Source organism: Hydrogenophaga sp. (assembly GCF_022844385.1).
Classification (GTDB): domain Bacteria; phylum Pseudomonadota; class Gammaproteobacteria; order Burkholderiales; family Burkholderiaceae_C; genus Hydrogenophaga.
In genome coordinates, this window is sequence record NZ_JALHLX010000185.1 from 1 (window position 1) to 5,182 (window position 5,182).

The window sequence follows — 5,182 nt, forward strand, 5'->3', positions numbered from 1 at the left end:
GTCAGGCCGTTGATCACCGGCACGCGCGAGTGCGCGGCAAACGCCTCGATCTTGCTTTGCTCGTAGGTGCGGATCATCACCAGGTCGACCATGCGGCTGATCACCTTGGCGCTGTCTTCGATCGGCTCGGCCCGGCCGAGCTGGCTGTCGCCGGTGGTCAGGTGCACCACCGAGCCGCCCATCTGGTACATGCCGGCCTCGAAGCTCACGCGGGTGCGCGTGCTGGCCTTCTCGAAGATCATGGCCAGCGTGCGGTCGGGGTCGGCGAAGGGCTGGTACTTCTCGAATGCCTTGAACTTCTTCTTGATGTGTGCCGCGCGCTCCAGCACGTGGGCGCATTCGGCCGCGCTCAGGTCCTTGAACTGCAGGTAGTGGCGGATCGTCATGTCGGGCTCTGCTCTTTGAAGAAGGCGTGGATCAGCGGAAGCAGGATGGCGAGCACCTCGTCGGCCTCGGCGATGGTCATGATCAGCGGCGGCACCAGGCGGATCACGCTGTCGGCGGTGACGCTGATCAGGAGGCCGGCGTCGGCGGCGCGCTGGGTGAGCACGCCACAGGGGTGGTTGAGCTCGACACCAATCATGAGGCCCTGGCCCCGGATCTCTTTCAGGCCCGGGTGGCCGCCCAGGCTTTTCACCAGCGCGTCGTGCATGTGCGCACCCACACGCTCCGCATTGGCCAGCAGGCCATCTTCTTCAATGATGCGGATGGTTTCCACACCGGCGCGCATGGCCAGCGGGTTGCCGCCGAAGGTGGTGCCGTGGTTGCCCGGTTGGAAGATGTGGGCCGCCTTGGGACCGGCCACCACGGCACCGATGGGCACGCCCGAGCCCAGGCCCTTGGCCAGCGGCATCACGTCGGGCAGGATGCCCGCCCACTGGTGGGCGAACCACTTGCCGGTGCGACCCATGCCGCACTGCACCTCGTCGATCATGAGCAGCCAGTCTTGCGCATCGCACAGGGCGCGCACGTCTTTGAGGTACTGCGCGCGCATCGGGTTGACGCCACCTTCGCCCTGGATGGTCTCGAAGAACACAGCCACCACGTTGGGGTTGCCCACGGTGGCCTTCTTCAAGGCCTCGATGTCGTTGGCCGGCACGCGGATGAAACCCTCCACCAGCGGGCCGAAGCCGGCCTGCACTTTGGGGTTGCCGGTGGCCGAGAGGGTGGCAATGCTGCGGCCATGGAAAGCCTTCTCGTAGACCACGATCTCGGGGCGCTCGATCCCCTTGTCATGCCCGTACTTGCGCGCCAATTTCAGGGCGGCTTCGTTGGCTTCCAGGCCGGTGCTGCAGAAGAACACATTGGTCAGGCCCGAACGCTCCACCAACATCTGCGCCAGGCGTTCCTGGTCGGGCACGTGGTAGTAGTTGCAGCAGTGGATCATCTTGGCCACCTGGTCCTGCAAGGCAGGCACCAGTTTGGGGTGGCCGTGGCCCAGGGTGTTCACCGCGATACCGGCCAGCGCGTCGATGTATTCCTTGCCGTTCACATCCCATACACGCACGCCCTTGCCGTGCGACATCGCGATCGGCAGGCGGCCGTAGGTGTTCATCACATGGGGCGAGGTGGCGGGATTGAGGGCGGCGTTCATGCAGTGACTCCGGGAAAGTGGGGCGCTGGAGGGCCAAAAAGAAAGCGGCTCAACGCAGGTTGAGCCGTCGAAGCGCGATTTTAGGCGCAGCAGCCGGGCATCATCATTGCTTGTTGGGCATCGCTGAAATGCGCGGTGACCGGGTCTTGCAGACTCGGGTTATCCCTCGTTTCAAGTCTTATATAAGATAGAATACCTGAGGCTTCCACGGCCGAGCGATCCTCGTCGCCGTGGCGGTTTTCTCCTCTGCACGGCCCTCCATCCGAAGGCTTCTCCCGATGGTTTCACCGACAGCCAAACAAGTCTTCATCCAGGGCATCACCCAGAACGGCCGCACCTTCCGGCCGAGCGACTGGGCCGAGCGTCTGGCCGGCGTCATGAGCGCTTTTCGCCCCGGCGGCGCCCAGCCTGGCAGCCACCTGAGCTATTCCCCCTGGTGCGTGCCCAACACCATCAACGGCATCAAGTGCGTGGTGGTCCACATTGATTTGCGCGAAGCCGAGCCCATGGCCTGGGACTTCTGCATGAACTTTGCGCGCGACAACGATCTGCAGGTGGCAGAAGCTTGTTTGTTGCCCGACCCGCCTCGTTCTTCCTGAAGTTTTTCCCAGGCTACGCCGGTCATCGGCGACCACGGGGCACGGCTCCGCGAATGTCCCCCGGGGCCTTTGGCCCCTCCGCCTTTATTTCGCTGCGCCGTGCCCCATGGCCGCCGATGACCTCGTTGCTCTCGGCAGGTCTCACTCCCACCCCGCCACAGGCTCGCGGGCGCATGGCGCTCTGCGCAGCGAAATAAAGGCGGAGGCGGCTCCAGCCGCCGGGGGACATTCGCGGAGCAGAGCGCCATGCGTTCGCGAGCCCGCGAGGTGCAGGCAAGAGGTGTATTCGAACGACGCCGGCCAGAAACAACAACCAGAAGAAGCCCAGACGCAAAAAAGCCGTCTTGCGACGGCTTTTTTGCTTTTGCTGGCAGCGCACCCGTTTCAAACGGCAGACCTTTTCAGGTCCGGGCTGGTGGTCTGGCTGGGCCAGACCGGTGGGGTTCAGGCAGCGGCTGCTGCGAGGCCCTTGACTTTGGTCGACAGGCGGCTCTTGTCACGAGCGGCCTTGTTTTTGTGGAAGATGCCCTTGTCGGCAACGATGTCCACCACTTTTTGCATCTTGGCGAACAGTTCAGTCGCCTTGTCCTTGTCACCGGCCAGAACGGCTTTTTCGACGTTTTTCACAGCGGTGCGGTACTTGGAACGCAGCGAGGTGTTCGCTGCGTTGATCTTGACGTCTTGGCGTACGCGCTTGCGGCCAGACGCCAGACGGGGGTTCTTTTTCTTCGGCTTGGTTGCCATGATGTGATTCCTTCAATGTTTGGGGATGATGCCAGCAAAGCCCGCGATTTTAGCACGGGCCTGGGTGCTGGCAAGGCCGGACATGGCCGCCGGGCGGCGCGTCGCTACACTCGCGCCGTGACCCTGTTCAAATCCGCCTCCCTCGTCTCCCTGCTCACCCTGGCTTCCCGCATCACGGGACTGGTGCGCGAGCTGCTCATGGCGGCCACCTTCGGCGCCAGTGCGCTCACCGACGCGTTCAACGTCGCTTTCCGCATTCCCAACCTGCTGCGCCGCCTGTTTGCCGAAGGCGCGTTCAGCCAGGCCTTTGTGCCCGTGCTGGCTGGCGTGCGCGAGAAAGAGGGCGACGATGCCACCCGGGCCATGGTCAACCAGATCGCCACCGTGCTGGCCTGGGCGCTCACCTTCACCTGCGTGCTGGGTGTGATCGGCGCACCGGTGCTGGTGTGGGCCATGGCCAGTGGTTTGAATGAGGAGGGCTTCAACGCCGCCGTGTTCATGACGCGCTGGATGTTCCCCTACATCGCCTTCATGTCGTTCGTGGCGCTCGCCGCCGGCATTTTGAACACCTGGCGGCGCTTTGCCGTGCCGGCGGCCACGCCGGTGCTGCTCAACGTGGCCATGATCGCCGCCGCGTATTGGGGTGCACCTTGGTTCGCCACGCTGGGTATCGAGCCGATCTTTGCCATGGCGGGTGGCGTGTTGCTGGGTGGTGCCCTGCAACTCGGTGTACAGCTGCCTGCGCTGCGCAAGATCGGGATGTTTCCGCGCGTGAGCCTGCGTTGGTCGGGTCTGAAAGCGGCCTGGGCCCACCCGGGCACGCGCCGCGTGACCACGCTCATGCTGCCGGCCTTGCTGGGCGTGAGCGTGGCGCAGGTGTCGCTGCTGATCAACACGCAGATCGCCTCGCACCTGGCCACCGGCAGCGTGAGCTGGCTCACCTACGCCGACCGCTTGATGGAGTTCCCGACCGCCATGCTCGGTGTGGCGCTGGGTGTGGTGCTGCTGCCGCAGCTGGCCGCGGCCAAGGCGGCCGAGGACGCCGTGCGCTACAGCGGCCTGCTCGACTGGGGTTTGCGCCTGGTGGTGCTGCTGGCTGTGCCCTGCGCGGTGGCCTTGCTCACGTTTGCCCAGCCGCTGGTGGCGGTGCTGTACCACTACGGTGCGTTCACCGCCGCCGACGTGCAGCGCACCGCTTCGGCGCTCATGGGCTACGGCGCCGGCCTGATCGGCCTGATCGCCATCAAGGTGCTCGCGCCAGGCTTCTATGCGCGGCAAGACATCCGAACGCCGGTGAAGATCGCCATCGTCGTGCTGATCCTCACGCAGGTGCTGAACTACCTGCTGGTGCCGCACCTGGCGCATGCCGGTCTGGCGCTGGCCATCGGCATCGGCGCCATGGTCAATGCCTTGCTCCTGCTGATCGGCCTGATGCGGCGCGGCGCCTACAAACCTTCGCCGGGATGGGCGCGTTTTGGCGCGCAGGTGGTGGCAGCCAGCGCGCTGCTGGCGGTGTTCCTGATGTGGGTGGCTGCGCGCGTGAACTGGCTCGGATTCGAAGGCCAGGCGCTGCAGCGCGTGGGCCTGCTGACGCTGTGTGTGCTGGGCGGTGTTTTGGTCTATTTTCTTACCCTTCTGGTGGCGGGCTTGAACCTGCGCCAGTTCGTTCGAAAATGACGTAATCTGCGGCATTCACGAGCCTGATCGCCATGTCCACCGGATACGAATTCTCCGCACCCACGCCGCTGGGCTACTTTGCAGCCCTGGTCGGGGAAGAGGACGCGTTTCCGCTGTTCGAGGCGGCGGCCTCCATCGCGCAGGACGAGTACCCCGACCTCGACATCCAGCAGGTGCTCGGCGACGTGGATCAGATGCTCTCTCGCGTGAAGCGGCGCTGCAACGCCGACGCCGGCCCGCTGCAGCGGCTGCGCACGCTCAACCAGTTCTTCTTTCGCGACATGGGGTTTGGCGGTAACGTCAACAACTACTACGACCCCGACAACAGCTACATCAACGCGGTGCTGCGCACGCGCCGCGGCATTCCGATTTCGCTGGCCGTGCTCTGGCTGGAGCTGGCCCAGGGCATGGATCTGAAGGCGCGCGGTGTCAACTTCCCCGGGCACTTCATGGTCAAGGTCAACTTGCCGAACGGGCAGGTGGTGATCGACCCCTTCACCGGGCAGTCGCTCAGCCGCGAGGATCTGTCCGAACGGCTGGAGCCCTACAAGCGGCGCAACGGGCTGGT

5 protein-coding genes and 1 pseudogene are annotated in these 5,182 nt (G+C 64.7%); 3 read left to right on the top strand and 3 right to left on the bottom strand.

Annotated features, from left to right (window positions below):
• Together Q0C59_RS18480 and Q0C59_RS18485 are read right to left on the bottom strand one after the other, a co-directional pair.
• Window positions 1–386, bottom strand: a pseudogene (locus tag Q0C59_RS18480) (ornithine carbamoyltransferase); the annotation flags it as partial.
• On the bottom strand, window positions 383–1,594 hold the full coding sequence (locus Q0C59_RS18485; protein ID WP_291218312.1) for an aspartate aminotransferase family protein: 1,212 nt from the start codon (window positions 1,592–1,594) through the stop codon (window positions 383–385). The gene Q0C59_RS18485 and the pseudogene Q0C59_RS18480, both read right to left, overlap by 4 nt.
• Before the next feature lie 278 nt (window positions 1,595–1,872).
• On the opposite strand from Q0C59_RS18485, the gene Q0C59_RS18490 reads away from it, so the two are divergent.
• On the top strand, window positions 1,873–2,193 hold the full coding sequence (locus tag Q0C59_RS18490) for a DUF3579 domain-containing protein (protein WP_291218314.1): 321 nt from the start codon (window positions 1,873–1,875) through the stop codon (window positions 2,191–2,193).
• A 444-nt stretch (window positions 2,194–2,637) separates the two neighbouring features.
• Here the strand turns inward: Q0C59_RS18490 and rpsT are convergent, their stop codons facing one another.
• On the bottom strand, window positions 2,638–2,937 hold the full coding sequence (rpsT, locus tag Q0C59_RS18495; protein WP_069047062.1) for a 30S ribosomal protein S20: 300 nt from the start codon (window positions 2,935–2,937) through the stop codon (window positions 2,638–2,640).
• A gap of 117 nt (window positions 2,938–3,054) precedes the next feature.
• Between rpsT and murJ the strand changes: the two genes are divergently transcribed.
• Together murJ and Q0C59_RS18505 are read left to right on the top strand one after the other, a co-directional pair.
• Window positions 3,055–4,614 carry a murein biosynthesis integral membrane protein MurJ gene (gene murJ, locus Q0C59_RS18500; RefSeq protein ID WP_291218316.1) on the top strand — a complete coding sequence of 520 codons (1,560 nt, stop codon included), beginning with the start codon at window positions 3,055–3,057 and terminating at the stop codon, window positions 4,612–4,614.
• A gap of 32 nt (window positions 4,615–4,646) precedes the next feature.
• On the top strand, window positions 4,647–5,182 hold a 536-nt coding region (locus Q0C59_RS18505), incomplete at its 3' end, for a SirB1 family protein (protein ID WP_291218318.1).

Excerpts from the sequence above, each read along its gene's own strand:
- Q0C59_RS18485 (WP_291218312.1), bottom strand. The coding sequence starts at position 1,594 with ATGAACGCCGCCCTCAATCCCGCCACCTCGCCCCATGTGATGAACACC.
- Q0C59_RS18490 (WP_291218314.1), top strand. The coding sequence starts at position 1,873 with ATGGTTTCACCGACAGCCAAACAAGTCTTCATCCAGGGCATCACCCAG.
- rpsT (WP_069047062.1), bottom strand. The coding sequence starts at position 2,937 with ATGGCAACCAAGCCGAAGAAAAAGAACCCCCGTCTGGCGTCTGGCCGC.